This is a genomic window from Caballeronia sp. BCC1704 (genome assembly GCF_902833455.1).
GTDB lineage: Bacteria > Pseudomonadota > Gammaproteobacteria > Burkholderiales > Burkholderiaceae > Caballeronia.
Genome location: NZ_CADFFT010000001.1, coordinates 1,975,491 through 1,992,976, shown reverse-complemented (window position 1 = coordinate 1,992,976; position 17,486 = coordinate 1,975,491). Strand labels below are relative to the sequence as shown.

The following is a 17,486-nucleotide window of genomic DNA, read 5'->3' as shown; positions in this document are numbered from 1 at the left end:
AACGAAGATTATGCCAGAAAATCAGTCGGTTGTTACTTTTTCCGAGACGTTCGCGGCACTCAACCGGCCAGCGCGCCCACGTTCGCCGGGTCTTGACGGTAATAACGCGCGAGCAGCCGATACAACTCGGGATACTCGGCCTCGAAAGCCTGCGGCGTGACGAAGAGCGCCTCGCTGCATACCGCGAAGAATTCCGACGGATGGTCCGCCGCATACGGATCGATCAGCGATTCGCGCTCGAAGCGCGCCCAGCGGCGCTTCGGCACCGCGTCCACGCGCGCGCAGAACTGGTCGTAGGCGTTGTCGAACACGTCGGACCACGCGGCATGGTCGAGCGGCGCGTGCCAGCGTCGAAAGAGCGGCGGATGCCCGTTAGCCTCGCCGTTCACCATGTCGATCTTGTGCGCGAACTCGTGAATCACGACGTTGTACGCGTCCGAGCCGTCCGCCATCTGCGCGTCCTCCCACGACAGCACGACCGGGCCGCCTTCCCACGCCTCGCCGCTCGCGTCGTGCTCGATCTCATGCACCACGCCCGCTTCGTCCTCCACGGTCTTCTTGATCACGAACTCGCCCGGATAGACGATCACGCCGACCCAGCCGTCGTACAGATCGAGGCTCAGGTTGAGCACCGGCAGGCACGCCTGCGCGGCGATCGCGACGATCATGTCGTCGGTCAGTTCCAGTTCGTGCGCGGTGGAAAACGACTTCTGCGCGATGAACAGGCTCGTCAGCTCGCGCAGGCGGTCGCGGTCGGGCGCGCTCAAGTGGCCGAAAAACGGGAAGGCGTCGAGCGTGCGCTGCCAGAGGGCGTCGTCGATGGCGTACTTGCGCAGCGCGCGCTCGCGGCGTTGCGCGCCGAACCAGCGGGTGAAGAGGTTGGGCATCGGTCGGTCGAGTGGTGCACGGGATCGCGCAGGAACAGACGGGATTGTACGGATGCGAGCCCGACGGCATCGTGACCGGGCGCCCACGCGCCAATGAAAAAAACCGCCTGACGATGCAGGCGGTTCCTTGAAAGCGCGAAACAGGACGGAGAATCAACCCCCGCCGCGACGCATCAGGTCGAAGAACTCGGAGTTGCTCTTCGTCTGACGGATCTTGTCGAGCAGAAATTCCATGGCTTCGACTTCGTCCATGTCGTGAATGAACTTGCGCAGCACCCAGACCTTTTGCAGCAGATCCGGCTTGATGAGCAGTTCTTCGCGGCGCGTGCCCGACTTGTTCAGGTTGATCGACGGATACACGCGCTTTTCCGCGAGACGGCGCTCGAGGTGCACTTCCATGTTGCCGGTGCCCTTGAACTCTTCGTAGATCACGTCGTCCATGCGGCTGCCGGTTTCGATCAGCGCCGTGCCAATGATGGTGAGCGACCCGCCTTCTTCGATATTGCGCGCCGCGCCGAAGAAACGCTTCGGACGCTGCAGCGCGTTGGCATCGACACCGCCCGTCAGCACCTTGCCCGATGCCGGCACGACCGTGTTGTAGGCGCGCGCGAGACGCGTGATGGAGTCGAGCAGAATCACGACGTCATGCTTCATTTCGACGAGGCGCTTCGCCTTCTCGATGACCATCTCGGCCACCTGCACGTGACGCGCGGCGGGTTCGTCGAAGGTCGAGGCGATCACTTCGCCCGCGACCGAGCGCTGCATTTCGGTGACTTCTTCGGGACGCTCGTCGATCAGGAGCACGAACAGGACGACATCCGGATGATTGGCCTTCACCGCATGCGCGATGTGCTGAAGCATCACGGTCTTGCCCGACTTCGGCGACGCGACGAGCAGGCCGCGTTGGCCCTTGCCGATCGGCGCGATCATGTCGATGATGCGGCCGGTCACGTTCTCTTCGCCGCGCATTTCGCGTTCGAGCGGCAGCGGCTTATTCGGATGCAGCGGCGTGAGGTTCTCGAACATGATCTTGTGTTTCGAGGCCTCGGGCGGCTGCCCGTTGACTTTGTCGACCTTCACCAGCGCGAAATAGCGCTCGCCGTCTTTCGGCGTACGGACTTCGCCTTCGATGGTGTCGCCGGTATGCAGGTTGAAACGGCGGATCTGCGACGGGCTGATATAGATATCGTCCGTACTCGCGAGATACGAAGTCTCGGGCGAGCGCAGAAACCCGAAGCCGTCGGGCAGCACTTCGAGCGTGCCGTCGCCGAAAATCGTGTCGCCAGCCTTGGCGCGCTTTTTAAGAATCGCGAACATCAATTCCTGCTTGCGCAGGCGGTTCGCGTTTTCGATCTCCAGGCCATTGGCCATCTCGATCAGTGCAGACACGTGCTGAGACTTGAGCTCGGATAAATGCATACGGATTTCCCGCCGGGGAGAAGAGGTGCGACAGAAAGATTTGGGGAAGAGGTGAGCGGAACCGCTCTAGACTTAATACTGCTAGTTAATACTTCTTGAAGTCTTGTGATTCTAGCATAGCACACGCCGCGCAAGCCTCGGATAGGCCGGGGACGGGGCTTTTCGGCCGATGTTGTCGTGCGACAACATCGGCTCTCGCGCTTTTCATTCGAATCGCGCGGAATCGCGCAAAACCGCGCAGAGCGGGCGTCGATGAAAGCCGACGCCCGCCTGTGGTGCAGTTACAGGTTGCTGTCGAGAAATGCGGTCAGTTGCGACTTCGACAAGGCGCCGACCTTTTGCGCGGCGACCGCGCCGTTCTTGAACAGGATCAGCGTGGGAATGCCGCGCACGCCGAACTTGACCGGCGTCGACTGGTGCTCGTCCACATTGATCTTCGCAATCTGCAGGCGATCGCCGTAATCCTTCGCGACTTCGTCGAGGATCGGGGCAATCATCTTGCACGGACCGCACCACTCGGCCCAGAAGTCGAGCAGGACAGGTTTATCCGACTTGACGACGTCCTGTTCGAAAGAAGCGTCGCTGATGTGCTTGATTGATTCGCTCATTGTCTGAATACCTCTATTGATTCGAGGCCCGCGTTGGAATGCTCGCCACGATACACGAAAACTGGAAAAGGATTTCGCCGCTCATTTTGCCGCTGAATCGACAGCTCATGAGCGAACGAATGTCCCGCCACCGCGCCCGCCGATTCGAGCTCGAGCACGCACGGTCACAGGTAAGTCACATGCCATCTTAGCCTACTTTGCTATCCGTTGCCCGTGCCCGATAGCGACGATCTGAGGGCGAAAGCACGAAGCACAAGAGCACGGTCGCGCTTTGCAGCGAGGTTCGCGGCGAGCCTTCCGGGCGGCGCGCGGTGCGTGATACAATTCGTCGTGACGGGCCTCCTCGCATGGTGGCGCGGTCAACCTGGTCAGGTCGGGAACGAAGCAGCCACAGCCGCTTTCCACCAGTGCCGAGGGTCGGGCTCGTCACCTTCCGCTTTTCTTCTTGTCTTCTCCCCAGATTTCCCGGTTTTTCCAGTGCGGCGACAGCCTCGCTGGACGCTTGCCGCGTCCCGCTCTCGCGCGTTTGCCGCAAGTCGTTGCTGATACAATTTCGCGCATGACCTATCAAGTTCTCGCACGCAAATGGCGGCCGAAATCGTTCGAGTCGCTCGTCGGCCAGGAGCATGTCGTTCGCGCGCTCACGCACGCGCTCGACGGCGGCCGTCTGCATCACGCTTATCTGTTCACGGGCACGCGCGGCGTCGGCAAGACGACGCTTTCGCGCATCTTCGCGAAGGCGCTCAATTGCGAGACCGGCGTGAGCTCGAAGCCGTGCGGCGTGTGCCGCGCGTGCCGGGAAATCGACGAAGGCCGCTTTGTCGACTATGTGGAGATGGATGCGGCGAGCAATCGCGGCGTCGATGAAATGGCCGCGCTTCTGGAGCGCGCGGTGTATGCGCCGGTCGATGCGCGCTTCAAGGTCTATATGATCGACGAAGTGCACATGCTCACCAACCACGCGTTCAACGCCATGCTGAAGACGCTGGAAGAGCCGCCGCCGCACGTCAAGTTCATTCTTGCCACCACCGATCCGCAGAAGATTCCGGTGACGGTGCTCTCGCGCTGCCTTCAGTTCAACCTGAAACAGATGCCGGCGGGGCATATCGTCTCGCATCTCGAGCACATTCTCGGCGAAGAGCACATCGCGTTCGAGCCGCAGGCGCTGCGGCTATTGTCGCGCGCGGCGGACGGCAGCATGCGCGACGCGCTTTCGCTGACCGATCAGGCTATCGCCTATTCGGCGAATCAGGTGACCGAGGAAGCCGTGCGCGGCATGCTCGGCGCGCTCGATCAAAGCTATCTGATCCGTCTGATCGACGCGCTCGCCGCCGGCGACGGCGCGGGGGTGCTCGCCATCGCGGACGAAATGGCGCTGCGCAGCCTGTCGTTTTCGACCGCGCTGCAGGATCTGGCGAGCCTGCTCCACAGAATCGCGTGGGCGCAGTTCGCGCCGTCGTCGGTGTTGGACGAGTGGCCCGAAGCCGAAGATATCCGCCGCTTCGCGGACGCGCTGTCCGCTGAGCAGGTGCAGTTGTTCTATCAGATCGCGACGGTAGGCCGAAGCGAGTTGGGCCTCGCGCCGGACGAATACGCGGGCTTCACCATGACGCTGCTGCGCATGCTGGCGTTCGAGCCCGCGGGCGGGCCGGGCGGTGGTGGCGGCGGCCTCGCGGTGAACGCGCCGCAAGCGACGAAGCCGCAGCGCAGCGCGGCGCTCGCCGGCGCGATGGCCGAACGCGCGGTGGCGCCCGCGCCGGTTGCCGCGAAAGCGGCGAGCGGGGCATCTGCGGCGACGGACGAGCCGCACGCGCAGGGCCGTGATCGGAGCGGTGTTTCTCCGGCGCACGCGTCGACTTCTAGTGACGAGGCGTCCGCGACGAACGTCGAACGCGCGGGTGCGTCGCGCGTTGCCGCGACTCGCCCGGAAGACAAAGCCGCCGATGTCGGCAACGCTCCGGCAGCCGCGTCGCTCGTGTCTGCGATTCGGCCGAAAGACGAAGCTGCCGATGTGGGCGATGCGCCACCAGCAGCATCGACCGTGTCGGCGACTCGCTCGGAAGCCAAAGCCGGCGAGAGAGAGAGAGCACTGCCAGCCGCGTCGCGCGTCTTTGCGAATCGGCTGGAAAACAAAGCTGCCGATGCGGGCGATGCGGCACCAGCAGCGTCGACCGTGTCCGCCACTCGCTTGGAAGACAAGCCCGGCGAGAGAGACAGCGCACTGCCAGCCGCGTCGCGCGTCTCCGCGATTCGGCCGGAAGACAAAGCCACCGATGTGGGCGATGCGCCACCAGCAGCGTCGCGCGCTTCCGGGAGTGAGCCAGAAGGCGAAGCTACCGATGTGGGCAATGCGCCACTAGCCGCGTCGCTGACGTCGGCAACGCGGCCGGAAGACAAAGCCGCCAACGAGCCGCCAGCCGCGCCCGCGCCGCTTACCGCGGCCGCGCGACAGACGGTGGACGCTGCTGCATCCGTGGAATCTCCCGCAAATTCCCGCGCCGGAAGCGGAGCTAGCGCCGCGCTCGAGGTGCTGCGCAGCGCAGGCATGCGGCTGTCGTCGGATCGTCCGGGGCGCGGATCGGCGGTGCAGGCGACCGCGCCGGCCGCTGTGCCCAAGCCCGTTGCCAAGCCCACTGTGAAAGTCCAAGTTCCGGAGCCGCGCCGTCCGGCGGTTCAAGCGGCATCCGCGTCGACACCGGCGTCGGCACCGGTAGCCACGTCCGAGCCGCAAGCCAAACCCGCCGCGAAAGTCATCCCGCCGTGGGAGGATATGCCGCCGGACGACTACGCGCCGGCATCGTCGGAAGATGCGTATTTCATGCCGCCCGACGACGGTTATATTCCCGCGTTCGACAACGGCCCCGACGACATGCGCTTTGGCAGCGAACCCGCGCCGAAGCCAGTCCCGAAGGCCGACACCGCGCCGTTGCCGCCCGCCGTGCCGCTCGATGCGCTCGGCGTCGACATGGAATGGCCCGCGCTCGCTGTCGATCTGCCGCTCAAAGGCGTCGCGTATCAGCTCGCGTTCAACAGCGAACTGACCGCTTGCGACGCCAATTCGGTCACGCTCACCGTCGCCGTGCCGATGTACAAGGACGCGGGCCACGTCGCGAAGCTCAAGAGCGCGCTCGCGGAGAAGCTCGGCCGCGCCGTCGAAGTCAATGTGAGCGTCGGTCCCGCGCGCCGCACGGCCGCCGCGCTCGACGCAGCCGAACGCGCGAAGAAGCAGCAGGAGGCCGAGCAGGAAATCCAGCGCGATCCGTTCGTGCAGTCGCTCATCCGCGATTTCGGCGCGAGCATCGTGCAAGGCTCGATCAGACCGCTGGCCGCATCGGGCGGACATACGCCGGGCGCATCCGCCTGACGGGCACGGTACAGTAAGCAGCAAGACACGCCGCACATTCGCCGCATGTGCGGCTTGAATCCCGAAGCGCGCCGCCGCACGTCGCGGCGCGCTCGCCGCCATCCGCATATCCGCTTTTCAGGAAGGAGCCGCACCATGATGAAGAACCAACTCGCCGGGCTGATGAAGCAAGCTCAGCAGATGCAGGAAAACATGAAGAAGATGCAGGATCAGCTCGCGCTGATCGAGGTCGAGGGCCAGTCGGGCGCCGGTCTCGTGAAAGTGACGATGACCTGCAAGAACGACGTGAAGCGCGTGCAGATCGACCCGAGCCTGCTCGCGGACGACAAGGACATGCTCGAAGACCTCGTCGCCGCCGCGTTCAACGACGCCGTGCGCAAGGCCGAAGCCACCACGCAAGAAAAGATGAGCGGCATGACCGCCGGCATGCCGATGCCGCCGGGCTTCAAGCTGCCGTTCTGATCGCGCGCGCCGAAGCGTATTCGGCGCGTTTCGATGCCAACGAAGGACACATGAAACAACCTTCCGCCCTCTCGGCGCTCGTCGAGGCGCTGCGCGCGCTGCCGGGCGTCGGCCCGAAATCCGCGCAGCGCATGGCGTATCACCTGATGCAGCATGACCGCGCAGGCGCCGAGAAGCTCGGCAATTCGCTGCTGTTCGCGACCGAGCACCTGCGTCACTGCGAGAAGTGCAACACCTTCACCGAGGCGCCGGTCTGCGAAGTCTGTCTCGATCCGGAGCGCGATCCGGCTCTGCTGTGCGTCGTCGAGACGCCCGCCGACCAGATCATGCTCGAACAGACGCTCACGTATCGCGGGCTGTATTTCGTGCTGATGGGCAGGTTGAGTCCGCTCGACGGCATCGGGCCGAAGGAGATTCACTTCGAGCGCCTGATCAACCGCGCGCTGGATGGCGTCGTGCAAGAGGTCGTGCTCGCGACGAACTTCACCAACGAAGGCGAAGCCACCGCGCATTACCTCGCGCAGACGCTCAAGTCGAAAGGGCTGAAGGTCACGCGGCTCGCGCGCGGCGTGCCGGTGGGCGGCGAGCTCGAATATGTCGATGCAGGCACCATCGCGCGCGCGATGCTCGACCGGCGCTCCGTATAAGGAAGACTTCATGACAGAAAGCGAAGCTCTCGCGCTCGCCACGCATCGGCATTACAAGGGCGGGCTGTATCGCGTGATCGGCGTGGCGCGTCACTCCGAAACGGAAGAGGCGATGATCGTCTACGAACACCTGTGGCCGCACGAGCGTGGCTTGTGGGTGCGGCCCGCCGCGATGTTCAACGAGACGCTCGCCGACGGCACGCCGCGCTTCAAGCCGCTGGATCTGCCGCTCTGAAAGCCCGTACAAAAACAAAGGAGACGAAAACATGAGCGCAACCGCGGGGCCGCTCGCCGGCGTCAAGGTGCTCGAATTGGGCACGCTCATCGCGGGGCCGTTCGCGGCCCGCTTCATGGGCGAGTTCGGCGCGGACGTGATCAAGATAGAAGACCCGAACGGCGGCGATCCGCTGCGCAAGTGGCGCAAGCTCTATCCGGAAGTCGGCGGGACGTCGCTCTGGTGGGCGGTGCAGGCGCGCAACAAGAAGTCCGTGACCGTGAACCTGAAGGCCGAAGAGGGCAAGGAAATCGTGCGGCGGCTCGCGAAGGAAGCGGACATCGTCATCGAGAACTTCCGGCCCGGCTTGCTCGAAAAGCTCAGTCTCGGCTATGAAACGCTCTCTGCCGAGAACCCCGGCCTCGTGATGGTGCGGCTTTCCGGCTACGGCCAGACCGGGCCGTATCGTGACCGTCCGGGCTTCGGCGCGATTGCCGAATCGATGGGCGGCCTGCGGCACATCACCGGCTACCCGGACTTGCCGCCGCCGCGCATCGGCATTTCCATCGGCGATTCGATTGCCGCGCTGCACGGCGTGATCGGCGCGCTGATGGCGCTGCATCATCGGCAGGTGAACGGCGGCAAAGGGCAGGTGGTCGATGTCGCGCTCTACGAAGCCGTCTTCAACATGATGGAAAGCGTGGTGCCGGAATACGGCGTCTACGGTCTCGTGCGCGAGCGCACGGGCGCGTCGCTGCCGGGCATCGTGCCGTCGAACACGTATCCGTGCCGCGATGGCAGCATCGTCATCGGCGGCAATAGCGATCCCATCTTCAAGCGGCTGATGACCGCCATCGACCGCGCGGATCTCGCGAACGATCCGGCGCTCGCCTCGAACGACGGCCGTGTGCCGCGCACGCAGGAAATCGACGACGCCATCGCCGCGTGGCTTTCGACGCGCAGCATCGACGAGGCGCTCGCCGTGCTGAATGCGGCGGACGTGCCGGCCGGGCGCATCTACAGCGTCGCCGACATGTTCACGGACCCGCAGTACATCGCGCGGCAAATGCTGCAACGCTTCCCCTGGCAGGACGGCCGCGAGATCACGCTGCCGAACGTCACGCCGAAGCTCTCCGAAACGCCCGGCGAGACGCGCTGGCTCGGGCCGCAACTCGGTGAACACACCGATGAAGTCCTTACAACGCTCGGGTATCATCCTGACGATATCGCGCGACTGCGGGCGGCCAAGGTGATCTGAGCGAATCGCGTCACCCGGGCCGGCAGCGCAGACCAGAATGACAAGCAACCGGAGCGCGCTTCATGCGACATCCGGTGGACAGGAGACAACAACGATGAAACGCAGGACGTTCATCGCGAGCGGCGCCGTGCTCGCGGGTAGCGCAGTGACGGGCATGCCGCTCGCGTTCGCGCAAGGCAAGCCGGAACAGACGAAGGTGTCGATCGCCGTCGGCGGCAAAAACCTTTTCTACTATCTGCCGCTCACCATCGCGGAGCGCCGCAACTACTTCAAGGACGAAGGACTCGATATCGAGATCGCCGATTTCGCCGGCGGCGCGAAGGCGTTGCAGGCGGCGGTCGGCGGCAGCGCGGATGTCGTGTCCGGCGCGTTCGAGCACACGTTGCTGCTCCAGGCGAAGAACCAGTATTTCCGCGAATTCGTGCTGCAAGGTCGCGCGCCGCAGATCGTGCTCGCCGTATCCAAGAAAGCGATGCCGAACTACAAGTCCGTCGCGGACCTGAAGGGCAAGAAGATCGGCGTCACGGCGCCGGGTTCGTCGACGTCGATCATGGCGAGCTTCGTGCTCGCGAAGGCCGGTCTCAAGGCGACGGACGTGTCGTTTATCGGCGTCGGCGCGGGAGCGGGCGCAATCGCGGCGCTGGAGTCCGGCCAGATCGACGCGATGGCGAACCTCGATCCCGTGATGACCAAGCTCGACCGCGCGGGCGAAATTCGCATCGTCTCGGACACACGCACGCTCGCGGATACGCGCACCGTGTTCGGCGGCAACATGCCCGCGGGGTGTCTGTACGCCTCGCAGAGCTTCATCAGCAAGAATCCGAACACGACGCAGGCGCTCACCAACGCAATGGTGCGCGCGCTCAAGTGGCTGCAATCGGCATCGGGCAAGGAACTGATCGCGACGGTGCCGGAAGGCTATCTGCTCGGCGACCGCGCGCTGTATCTCGATTCGTGGCAGCACGTGAAGGAAGCCATGTCGCCCGATGGCCTTATGCCGGAAGACGGCCCCGCGACGTCGCTGAAAACGCTTCAGGCGTTCGACGAAACCGTGAAGGGCAAGCCGATCGACTTGTCAAAGACCTGGACGAACGACTTCGTGAAGAAGGCGCTCGCCTCGGTCAAGGCGTGATCGTGGCGACACCCGTAGAAGCCGCGCTCGCATTGCAGGACGTCACCTGCACGTTCGCGTCGCGTGAGAATCGCCGCGACCGCTATACCGCCGTTCGCAATACCACTTTGTCGATTGCGCCGGGCGAGTTCGTGTCCGTCGTCGGCCCGACGGGATGCGGCAAGTCCACGCTGCTCAACATCTCGGCGGGCTTGCTGCAGCCGTCGTCGGGCACGGTGAGCGTGTTCGGCGAACCGCTCAAGGGCATCAATCGCCGCGCCGGCTACATGTTTCAGGCCGACGCGCTGATGCCCTGGCGCTCCGCGCTCGACAACGTGACCGCCGGCCTCGCGTTCGACGGCGTGCCGAAGGACGAAGCGCGCTCGCGCGGCGAGGCGTGGCTGAAGCGCGTGGGGCTGTCAGGCTTCGGCGATCGCTATCCGCATCAACTGTCGGGCGGCATGCGCAAGCGCGTCGCGATGGCGCAGACGCTGATTCTCGATCCCGACATCATCCTGATGGACGAGCCGTTCTCCGCGCTCGACATCCAGACGCGGCAGTTGATGGAAAACGAACTGCTCGAACTCTGGGCCGCGAAGCGCAAGGCGGTGCTCTTCATCACGCATGATCTGGACGAAGCCATCTCCATGTCCGATCGCGTCGTCGTGCTGTCGGCGGGGCCGGGCACGCATCCTATCGGCGAGTTCGCGATCGACTTGCCGCGTCCGCGCGATGTCGCCGAGATTCGCTCGCATCCCCGCTTCGTCGAATTGCACGCGCAGATCTGGGGCGTGCTGCGCGAGGAAGTGCTCAAGGGTTATCAGCAGCAATTGAAGCCCGCCGTCGCAAATTAAGAATACGAACATGTGGAACAAGCTGCGCCCCAATCGTTCAAATCGGGCCAATCTCGCGCTGTGGCAGTGGCTGCTGCTCGTCGCGTGCTTCGTCGTGTGGTACGTGCTCACCAGCCCGACGCTCTTGCCGCCTTTGTATTTCGACGACGCCAACAAGGCCGCGTTCTTCTTCGGCGAGCCGCAGAAGGTGCTCTTGCGCATCTGGGAGTGGTTTAGCGGCGGCGAGATTTATATCCACCTTTGGGTGACTCTGATCGAGACGGTGCTCGCGTTCGTCATCGGCACGGTGTCGGGGCTCGCGGTCGGCCTCTGGCTCGCGCTCGCGCCCACGACGAGCGCGCTGCTCGACCCCTACATCAAGGCGGCCAACTCGATGCCGCGCGTGATTCTCGCGCCGATCTTCGCGGTTTGGTTCGGGCTCGGCATCTGGTCGAAGGTCGCGCTCGGCGTGACGCTCGTTTTTTTTATCGTGTTCTTCAACGTTTATCAGGGCGTGAAGGAAGTGAGCCCGGTCGTGCTCGCAAACGCGCGCATGCTCGGCGCGAACCGCAAGCAACTGCTGCGTCATGTGTATCTGCCGAGCGCGACGAGCTGGGTGTTTTCGAGCCTGCATACGTCGGTCGGGCTCGCGTTCGTCGGCTCGGTAGTGGGCGAGTATCTCGGCTCGGCGCGCGGCGTCGGCTATCTGATTCTGCAGGCGGAAGGCACGTTCGACATCAACACCGTGTTCGCCGGCATTCTCGTGCTGACCGCGTTCGCGCTGGTGCTCGACGGGCTCGTTGCGCTCGTCGAGCGGCGGCTCATGAAATGGCAGCCGAAAACCGGCGATACAGAAAAGCTCTGAGACAGCCGCGATTTACGGCTCGATCACGACCTTGCCCGTCACTCGGCGATTCATCATGTCGTCGAGTGCTTGCGGCGTCTCTTCGAGCGTGTAGCGTTTCGTGACGACGGGGCGCAGCTTGCCCGCTTCGATCCACTGGACCATCGTCGCGAATTCGCGATCCGCAAGCGCGTGCTCGCGGCGCATGTGATCGCCCCAGAACACGCCGACGATGCTCGCGCCTTTCAGGAGCGCGAGGTTGAGAGGCAGCTTCGGAATCTCGCCGTTCGCAAAGCCGACGACGAGATATCGCCCGCGCCACGCGATGCTGCGAAACGCCGGTTCCGCATACGCGCCGCCGACGGGATCAAATATGACATCCGGACCGTTGCCGCCGGTCAGCGCCTTGATGCGCTCGCGCAAGTCTTCCTTCGTGTAGTCGATGACATCGTCCGCGCCGTGCTCGCGGCAAAACGCGAGCTTCTCCGCGCTCGATGCCGCCGCGATCACCCGCGCGCCGACGATCTTGCCGATCTGCACCGCCGCCAGCCCGACGCCGCCCGCCGCGCCGAGCACGAGGAGCGTCTCGCCGGCCTTCAGTTCACCGCGATCCACGAGCGCGTGATACGACGTGCCGTAGGCGAGCGTGAACGCGGCGGCCTGCGCGAGATCGACGTGATCGGGCAGCGCGATGCACGCAGTCTCGCTCGCGCGCGCCTGCTCGGCGAACGCGCCGTGCGCCGTGTACGCGGCCACGCGCATGCCCGGCGCGAAGTGCGTCACGCCCGCGCCCACTTCGCGCACCACGCCCGCCAACTCCGCGCCCGGCGTGAACGGCAGCGGCGGCTTGAGCTGATACTTGTTTTGGATGATGAGCACGTCCGGAAAATTGACGCTCGCCGCCTTCACGTCGATGATGATTTCCCCGGCTCCGGGGTGCAGGTCCGGCAGCGTTTCGATGGTGAGCGTATCGGGTAATCCGTATTGATTGCAGCGAACGGCGCGCATGTCGTCTCCTCGTTGTCGAGGCGGTCAGTGTAGGGCAGCGCGGCGCTCCGGACGAGCCCGCGCGCGCGTTCGCGCGTCATCTTTCCTCGGTTACAATCGTCAGATGCGAATCCTACTCAGCAACGACGACGGCTATCTGGCGCGCGGCATCAACGTGCTGCACGACGCTTTGCAGCCGCTCGGCGACGTGACCGTGATGGCGCCCGAGCAGAACTGCAGCGGCTCGTCGAACTCGCTCACGTTGTCGCGGCCGTTGAGCATCCATCGCGCGCCGAACGGTTTCAACTTCGTGAACGGCACGCCGACCGACTCCGTGCATATCGCGCTCACCGGCATGCTGGACGAGCAGCCGGACCTCGTGGTGTCGGGTATCAACAACGGCCAGAACGTCGGCGAGGACACGCTTTATTCGGGCACGGTCGCCGCCGCCACCGAAGGCTTCATGTTCGGAATTCCGGCCATCGCGTTTTCGCTGGTCGGCCGCGACTGGCTTCATCTGGAGGATGCGGCGCGCGTCGCGGCGGAAATCGTCGCGCATTTTCTCGAGCATCCGATGCCGGGTCATCCGTTGCTGAACGTCAATATTCCAAGCCTGCCGTACGACCAGCTCGGCGAATGGCGCGTGACGCGCCTCGGCAAGCGGCATCCTTCGCAGCCGGTCATCCGGCAGACGGACCCGCGCGGCAATCCGATCTACTGGATCGGGCCGTCGGGCGATGCGCTCGATGCCAGCGAAGGCACCGATTTCCACGCCGTGGCGAACGGTTATGTCTCCATCACGCCGCTGCAACTCGACCTGACGCACACGAAGCTCATGGCCGAGACGCGCGAATGGGCCGCCGCCGGGAGCCGCCGCTCATGACGGACGAGCGCGCCAAGCGCTTTCCGCTGGCGCTCGCGGACCTGGTACGCGAGCCGCGCAAACCCGCCGGCCGCGCGGATGCGTCGCGCGTGAAGCCTGCCGCCGCGCCCGGCGCGTTGCGTTCGGCGGGCGGCGCTCAGAAAGCGGCGTCCGCTTTCGCTGTCAAAACGGCGAACGGGAAGCCGGTTCCCGCAGCGACTTCTCCTTTAGCGCGCAGTCCGGCGCAGGCGCCGCATCCACGAACGAGCGCGTTGCGCACCACGCAGCGTCCCGCTGAGCGCGACCCGAACGCGAACACCAACGCCGCGACGAAGAAGGGCGCGCCGAACGTCGCCCTGACGAGCACGCAGACGCTAACCTCCGAACGCGTGCGCGAGCGCATGGTCGAGCGGCTGCGCGGAAACGGCATCACCGATCCGCGCGTGCTCAACGCCATGTCGGTCGTGCCGCGCCACATGTTCGTCGATCCCGGCCTCGCCGCGCAGGCGTACGAAGACGCGGCGCTGCCGATCGGTCACCATCAGACCATCTCGAAGCCTTCCGTGGTCGCGCGCATGATCGAACTGGTCGCGGCCGGCCGCACGCTCGACAAGGTGCTCGAGATCGGGACCGGCTGCGGTTATCAGGCGGCGGTGCTGTCGCAGGTCGCGACCGAGGTTTATTCGATCGAGCGCGTGCGGCCGCTGTCCGAGCGCGCGAAGCTCAATCTTCGGCCGCTGCGCGTGCCGAACATCCGGCTGCACTATGGCGACGGCCGTCTCGGCCTGCCCGCGGCCGCGCCGTTCGATGCGATCGTCATCGCGTGCGCGGGGCTCGACGTCCCGCAAGCCTTGCTGGATCAACTGGCGGTCGGCGGCAGGCTCGTCGCGCCGGTCGGATCGCAGGCCGCGCAGTCGCAGGTGCTGACGCTCGTCACGCGCGTTTCGGCGACGCAGTGGCGCGAGTCGCAGCTGGATCGCGTTTTCTTTGTACCTTTGAAATCCGGAGTGATTTGACACCGATGAGTATCTTGCGTGCTTGGCGAGTAGGGAGTGCGAACGTTCGCCTGACGGCGGCGCAGCGCAGCGTGTGCGTCGTTGCGCTAACCGTGCTGGCGGCGTGTTCGACGCGCATGGACATGGCGCCGGTGGTGGATAGGACCGGCGCGCCCATCGGGACGGATGCCGCCCAGGCCGCCGCGTCCAACGGTCCGCCGCCGCCGGGCTTCTACCGCGTGAAACCGGGCGACACCCTATATCGAATCGCACTGGAAAACGGTCAGAATTATCACGACATCGCTGCCTGGAACAATCTGACCAACCCGAATCAGATCGAGGTCGGTCAGCTGGTGCGCGTCGCGCCACCGGGAGCGAATGTCGCCGCGGCGACGCCGGGCGTGTCGACCGCGCCGATCGCGGGTGGCGCAGTCGAAGCGCAGCCGCTCAACGGCGGCGCGCAGCAGCCGGGCACGACAACGGGCACGGCTCAGCCGCCGTACTACGGGCCGAGTTCCGGCATGGGAACCGCGCCGGGCGCGGCGGCAGGCGCGGCACCGGGCGTGGCGGCGGGCGTCGACAACAGCGCAGCGGCGGCAGCGCAGCCGGCGTTCATCTGGCCGACGCGCGGCCCGATTCTCGGCACGTTCGACGACGCGAAGAACAAGGGTTTGAACATCGGCGGGGCGGCCGGAGATCCGGTCAACGCATCGGCGGACGGGCGGGTCGTTTATTCCGGAAACGGGCTGCGCGGCTACGGCAATCTCATTATCATCAAGCACGATGCGACTTTTCTCACGGCATATGCACATAACCGCGCTTTGATGGTAAAAGAGGGAGACGCGGTGACTAAAGGGCAGAAAATCGCTGAGATGGGGAACAGCGATTCGGACCGTGTGATGTTGCATTTCGAAGTTCGCCGGCAGGGTAAACCTGTTGACCCACTGAAGTATTTGCCGCCGCAATAAAAGCGGAGCCATCATGCCGAAAACGAAGCGCCGCCTGCCGCAAGCCGAGACTGAGACGATCAGCCGACCTTTGCAAGTGTCGGCGGAAGAGGGCGCTTCTACCCGCGACGAGGACGCCGAGAACATCGACGTCGATGTCGATTCCGACGAAGACGGCGCGGGCCGCGGCAAGCGCGCGGAAGACGGCGCTGAAACCGCCGACGGCGCAAACGATTCCCCGCCCGACGCGGACGACTTCCGCTCGCTGCTTCAGGCCGAACTCACGGCCGACACTATTCAGCATTACCTGAATCGCATCAGCGTGAAGCCGCTGCTCACCGTCGAGGAGGAGCAGCGGTATTCGCGTCTCGCGAAGGCCGGCGAGTTCGAGGCGCGGCAGGTCATGATCGAGCGCAATTTGCGGCTGGTCGTCAGTATCGCGAAGGGTTATTTGAATCGCGGCGTGCCGCTCCTGGATCTGATCGAGGAAGGCAACCTCGGCCTCATGCACGCGATTGAGAAATTCGATCCGACGCGCGGTTTCCGCTTCTCGACGTACGCGACCTGGTGGATACGTCAAAGCATCGAGCGCGCCATCATGAATCAGGCTCGCACGGTGCGGCTGCCGGTCCACGTGATTCGCGAACTGAATCAGGTGCTGCGCGCGAAGCGCCATCTGGAGAAGAATTCCGCCAACGCGAACGATCCCGTGGCGCCGGAGCGCCGCGACGCCAGCATCGACGACATCGCGTATCTCACCGGCAAGACGCCCGAGGAAGTCACCGACATTCTCGCGTTGAACGAACACACCGCTTCGCTCGACGCGCCGCTCGACCTCGATCCGGGCAGCAGCCTGCTCGACCTGCTTTCCGACGATCAAAGCCAGTCGCCGGATGCCGAAGTGCAGCACCGCGAACTCGAAACGCTAACGCGCTTGTGGCTCTCGCGGCTGTCGGACAAGCATCGGCATGTGATCGAGCGACGTTTCGGACTCAATCACATCGAGCCGGCCACGCTGGAAGAGCTGGCCGATGAAATGGGCCTCACGCGCGAGCGCGTGCGCCAGATTCAGCAGGAGGCGCTCGTGAGGCTCAAGCGTTTCTTCGCGTCCAACGGCGTTCGCAAGGACGCCGTGCTTTAGCGCTTACCTGGCGCCCGCGAGGGCGTCGTCGCACTTGTTCTGCCGCATTCCCAGGATTCAATGACACCGATTCTCGTATTCGACATCGAGACGATCCCCGATGTCGACGGCATTCGCCGTCTCGAAGATTTGCCCGCCGATCTTTCGGATCGCGAAGTCGCCGACTATGCGTTCCAGATGCGCCGCGAGCGCGTCGGCAACGACTTTCTGCCGCACCATTTGCAACGCGTCGCGGCTATTTCATGCGTGTTTCGCGACAACAACGGCTTTCGCGTGCGCTCGCTCGGCGCGCCCGGCGACGGCGAAGCGGCGCTGATTCAGTCGTTTTATCGCGTGATCGAGAAATACACGCCGCAACTTGTTTCATGGAACGGCGGCGGATTCGACCTGCCGGTGCTGCATTACCGCGCGCTCGTGCACGGCATCGCCGCGCCGCGGTATTGGGACCTCGGCCAGGACGACCGCGAATTCAAATTCAATAACTACATCAGTCGCTATCACATGCGGCATATCGACCTCATGGACGTCCTCGCGATGTATCAGGCGCGCGCCAACGCTCCGCTCGACGCGCTCGCGAAGCTCTGCGGCTTTCCCGGCAAGCTCGGGATGGACGGCGGCAAGGTGTGGGATGCCTTCTGCGACGGCCAGCTCGACGAGATCCGCAACTATTGCGAGACGGATGTCGTCAATACGTACCTGATGTATTGCCGCTTCCAGCTGATGCGCGGCGGCTTCTCGGCCGATGAATACAGCGACGAAGTCAACTTCGTGAAGAACGCGCTCGCGCAGGAAACGTCGCCGCACTGGGCCGAGTATCTCGCCGCGTTCGGCCGATGAGTTCTTGACGGTTCGTCTACAATCTCGCCTTTGCTATCACGTCAGTCAGGAAGTACGCAGGTGTCTGAAG

At 64.5% G+C, this 17,486-nt stretch carries 17 protein-coding genes and 1 other RNA gene; 14 read left to right on the top strand and 4 right to left on the bottom strand.

Annotated features, from left to right (window positions below; translation table 11 throughout):
- Positions 1–59 precede the first annotated feature (59 nt).
- From HWX53_RS09305 to trxA, 3 genes are all read right to left on the bottom strand, one after another.
- Positions 60–887: a M90 family metallopeptidase gene (locus HWX53_RS09305; protein WP_175940458.1), complete on the bottom strand. Its 828-nt coding sequence runs from the start codon at positions 885–887 to the stop codon at positions 60–62.
- A gap of 153 nt (positions 888–1,040) precedes the next feature.
- The gene (gene rho, locus HWX53_RS09300) at positions 1,041–2,306 is read right to left on the bottom strand and encodes a transcription termination factor Rho (protein ID WP_159836362.1); all 1,266 of its coding nucleotides are present in this window, start codon (positions 2,304–2,306) and stop codon (positions 1,041–1,043) included.
- A 281-nt stretch (positions 2,307–2,587) separates the two neighbouring features.
- Positions 2,588–2,914, bottom strand: coding sequence for a thioredoxin TrxA (gene trxA / locus HWX53_RS09295; protein WP_008349330.1), 327 nt, complete (start codon positions 2,912–2,914; stop codon positions 2,588–2,590).
- Between the two features lie 332 nt (positions 2,915–3,246).
- Between trxA and ffs the strand changes: the two genes are divergently transcribed.
- The 9 genes from ffs to HWX53_RS09250 all read left to right on the top strand — a co-directional run bounded on the left by ffs (position 3,247) and on the right by HWX53_RS09250 (position 11,668).
- Positions 3,247–3,345: signal recognition particle sRNA small type (gene ffs, locus HWX53_RS09290), an RNA gene on the top strand.
- Positions 3,346–3,473: 128 nt separating this feature from the next.
- Positions 3,474–6,278, top strand: a complete 2,805-nt coding sequence (gene dnaX / locus HWX53_RS09285; protein WP_175940457.1) for a DNA polymerase III subunit gamma/tau — start codon at positions 3,474–3,476, stop codon at positions 6,276–6,278.
- 135 nt (positions 6,279–6,413) lie between these two features.
- Complete coding sequence (locus tag HWX53_RS09280; RefSeq protein ID WP_159836360.1) at positions 6,414–6,740, top strand: YbaB/EbfC family nucleoid-associated protein; 327 nt, start codon at positions 6,414–6,416, stop codon at positions 6,738–6,740.
- 50 nt (positions 6,741–6,790) lie between these two features.
- Positions 6,791–7,387, top strand: coding sequence for a recombination mediator RecR (gene recR, locus HWX53_RS09275; RefSeq protein WP_175940456.1), 597 nt, complete (start codon positions 6,791–6,793; stop codon positions 7,385–7,387).
- A gap of 10 nt (positions 7,388–7,397) precedes the next feature.
- Positions 7,398–7,622 carry a DUF1653 domain-containing protein gene (locus tag HWX53_RS09270; protein ID WP_175940455.1) on the top strand — a complete coding sequence of 75 codons (225 nt, stop codon included), beginning with the start codon at positions 7,398–7,400 and terminating at the stop codon, positions 7,620–7,622.
- Between the two features lie 31 nt (positions 7,623–7,653).
- Complete coding sequence (locus HWX53_RS09265; RefSeq protein ID WP_175940454.1) at positions 7,654–8,859, top strand: CaiB/BaiF CoA-transferase family protein; 1,206 nt, start codon at positions 7,654–7,656, stop codon at positions 8,857–8,859.
- A 94-nt stretch (positions 8,860–8,953) separates the two neighbouring features.
- Entirely contained in the window at positions 8,954–9,991 is a 1,038-nt protein-coding gene (locus HWX53_RS09260) for an ABC transporter substrate-binding protein (protein ID WP_175940453.1), read from the top strand.
- A gap of 2 nt (positions 9,992–9,993) precedes the next feature.
- Complete coding sequence (locus HWX53_RS09255; RefSeq protein WP_175940452.1) at positions 9,994–10,824, top strand: ABC transporter ATP-binding protein; 831 nt, start codon at positions 9,994–9,996, stop codon at positions 10,822–10,824.
- Positions 10,825–10,834: 10 nt separating this feature from the next.
- A complete protein-coding gene (locus HWX53_RS09250; protein WP_175940451.1) occupies positions 10,835–11,668 on the top strand; it encodes an ABC transporter permease in 834 nt (277 codons plus the stop codon).
- Positions 11,669–11,680: 12 nt separating this feature from the next.
- On the opposite strand, the gene HWX53_RS09245 is transcribed toward HWX53_RS09250, so the two are convergent.
- The gene (locus HWX53_RS09245; RefSeq protein ID WP_175940450.1) at positions 11,681–12,655 is read right to left on the bottom strand and encodes an NADPH:quinone oxidoreductase family protein; all 975 of its coding nucleotides are present in this window, start codon (positions 12,653–12,655) and stop codon (positions 11,681–11,683) included.
- Positions 12,656–12,758: 103 nt separating this feature from the next.
- Between HWX53_RS09245 and surE the strand changes: the two genes are divergently transcribed.
- From surE to HWX53_RS09220, 5 genes are read left to right on the top strand one after another with little or no spacing between them, the layout of a single operon-like run.
- Positions 12,759–13,517, top strand: a complete 759-nt coding sequence (gene surE, locus HWX53_RS09240) for a 5'/3'-nucleotidase SurE (RefSeq protein ID WP_175940449.1) — start codon at positions 12,759–12,761, stop codon at positions 13,515–13,517.
- Positions 13,514–14,512, top strand: a complete 999-nt coding sequence (locus HWX53_RS09235; protein ID WP_175940448.1) for a protein-L-isoaspartate(D-aspartate) O-methyltransferase — start codon at positions 13,514–13,516, stop codon at positions 14,510–14,512. The genes surE and HWX53_RS09235 overlap by 4 nt, the downstream gene beginning before the upstream one ends.
- Before the next feature lie 5 nt (positions 14,513–14,517).
- Positions 14,518–15,459, top strand: a complete 942-nt coding sequence (locus tag HWX53_RS09230; RefSeq protein ID WP_175940662.1) for a peptidoglycan DD-metalloendopeptidase family protein — start codon at positions 14,518–14,520, stop codon at positions 15,457–15,459.
- 13 nt (positions 15,460–15,472) lie between these two features.
- Positions 15,473–16,579: an RNA polymerase sigma factor RpoS gene (rpoS, locus tag HWX53_RS09225; protein WP_175940447.1), complete on the top strand. Its 1,107-nt coding sequence runs from the start codon at positions 15,473–15,475 to the stop codon at positions 16,577–16,579.
- Positions 16,580–16,639: 60 nt separating this feature from the next.
- Positions 16,640–17,416, top strand: a complete 777-nt coding sequence (locus HWX53_RS09220; RefSeq protein ID WP_175940446.1) for a 3'-5' exonuclease — start codon at positions 16,640–16,642, stop codon at positions 17,414–17,416.
- The last annotated feature ends 70 nt before the right edge of the window (positions 17,417–17,486 follow it).

Coding starts and splice junctions, on each gene's coding strand:
- HWX53_RS09305 (WP_175940458.1), bottom strand. CDS start 887: ATGCCCAACCTCTTCACCCGCTGGTTCGGCGCGCAACGCCGCGAGCGC.
- rho (WP_159836362.1), bottom strand. CDS start 2,306: ATGCATTTATCCGAGCTCAAGTCTCAGCACGTGTCTGCACTGATCGAG.
- trxA (WP_008349330.1), bottom strand. CDS start 2,914: ATGAGCGAATCAATCAAGCACATCAGCGACGCTTCTTTCGAACAGGAC.
- dnaX (WP_175940457.1), top strand. CDS start 3,474: ATGACCTATCAAGTTCTCGCACGCAAATGGCGGCCGAAATCGTTCGAG.
- HWX53_RS09280 (WP_159836360.1), top strand. CDS start 6,414: ATGATGAAGAACCAACTCGCCGGGCTGATGAAGCAAGCTCAGCAGATG.
- recR (WP_175940456.1), top strand. CDS start 6,791: ATGAAACAACCTTCCGCCCTCTCGGCGCTCGTCGAGGCGCTGCGCGCG.
- HWX53_RS09270 (WP_175940455.1), top strand. CDS start 7,398: ATGACAGAAAGCGAAGCTCTCGCGCTCGCCACGCATCGGCATTACAAG.
- HWX53_RS09265 (WP_175940454.1), top strand. CDS start 7,654: ATGAGCGCAACCGCGGGGCCGCTCGCCGGCGTCAAGGTGCTCGAATTG.
- HWX53_RS09260 (WP_175940453.1), top strand. CDS start 8,954: ATGAAACGCAGGACGTTCATCGCGAGCGGCGCCGTGCTCGCGGGTAGC.
- HWX53_RS09250 (WP_175940451.1), top strand. CDS start 10,835: ATGTGGAACAAGCTGCGCCCCAATCGTTCAAATCGGGCCAATCTCGCG.
- HWX53_RS09245 (WP_175940450.1), bottom strand. CDS start 12,655: ATGCGCGCCGTTCGCTGCAATCAATACGGATTACCCGATACGCTCACC.
- surE (WP_175940449.1), top strand. CDS start 12,759: ATGCGAATCCTACTCAGCAACGACGACGGCTATCTGGCGCGCGGCATC.
- HWX53_RS09235 (WP_175940448.1), top strand. CDS start 13,514: ATGACGGACGAGCGCGCCAAGCGCTTTCCGCTGGCGCTCGCGGACCTG.
- HWX53_RS09230 (WP_175940662.1), top strand. CDS start 14,518: ATGAGTATCTTGCGTGCTTGGCGAGTAGGGAGTGCGAACGTTCGCCTG.
- rpoS (WP_175940447.1), top strand. CDS start 15,473: ATGCCGAAAACGAAGCGCCGCCTGCCGCAAGCCGAGACTGAGACGATC.
- HWX53_RS09220 (WP_175940446.1), top strand. CDS start 16,640: ATGACACCGATTCTCGTATTCGACATCGAGACGATCCCCGATGTCGAC.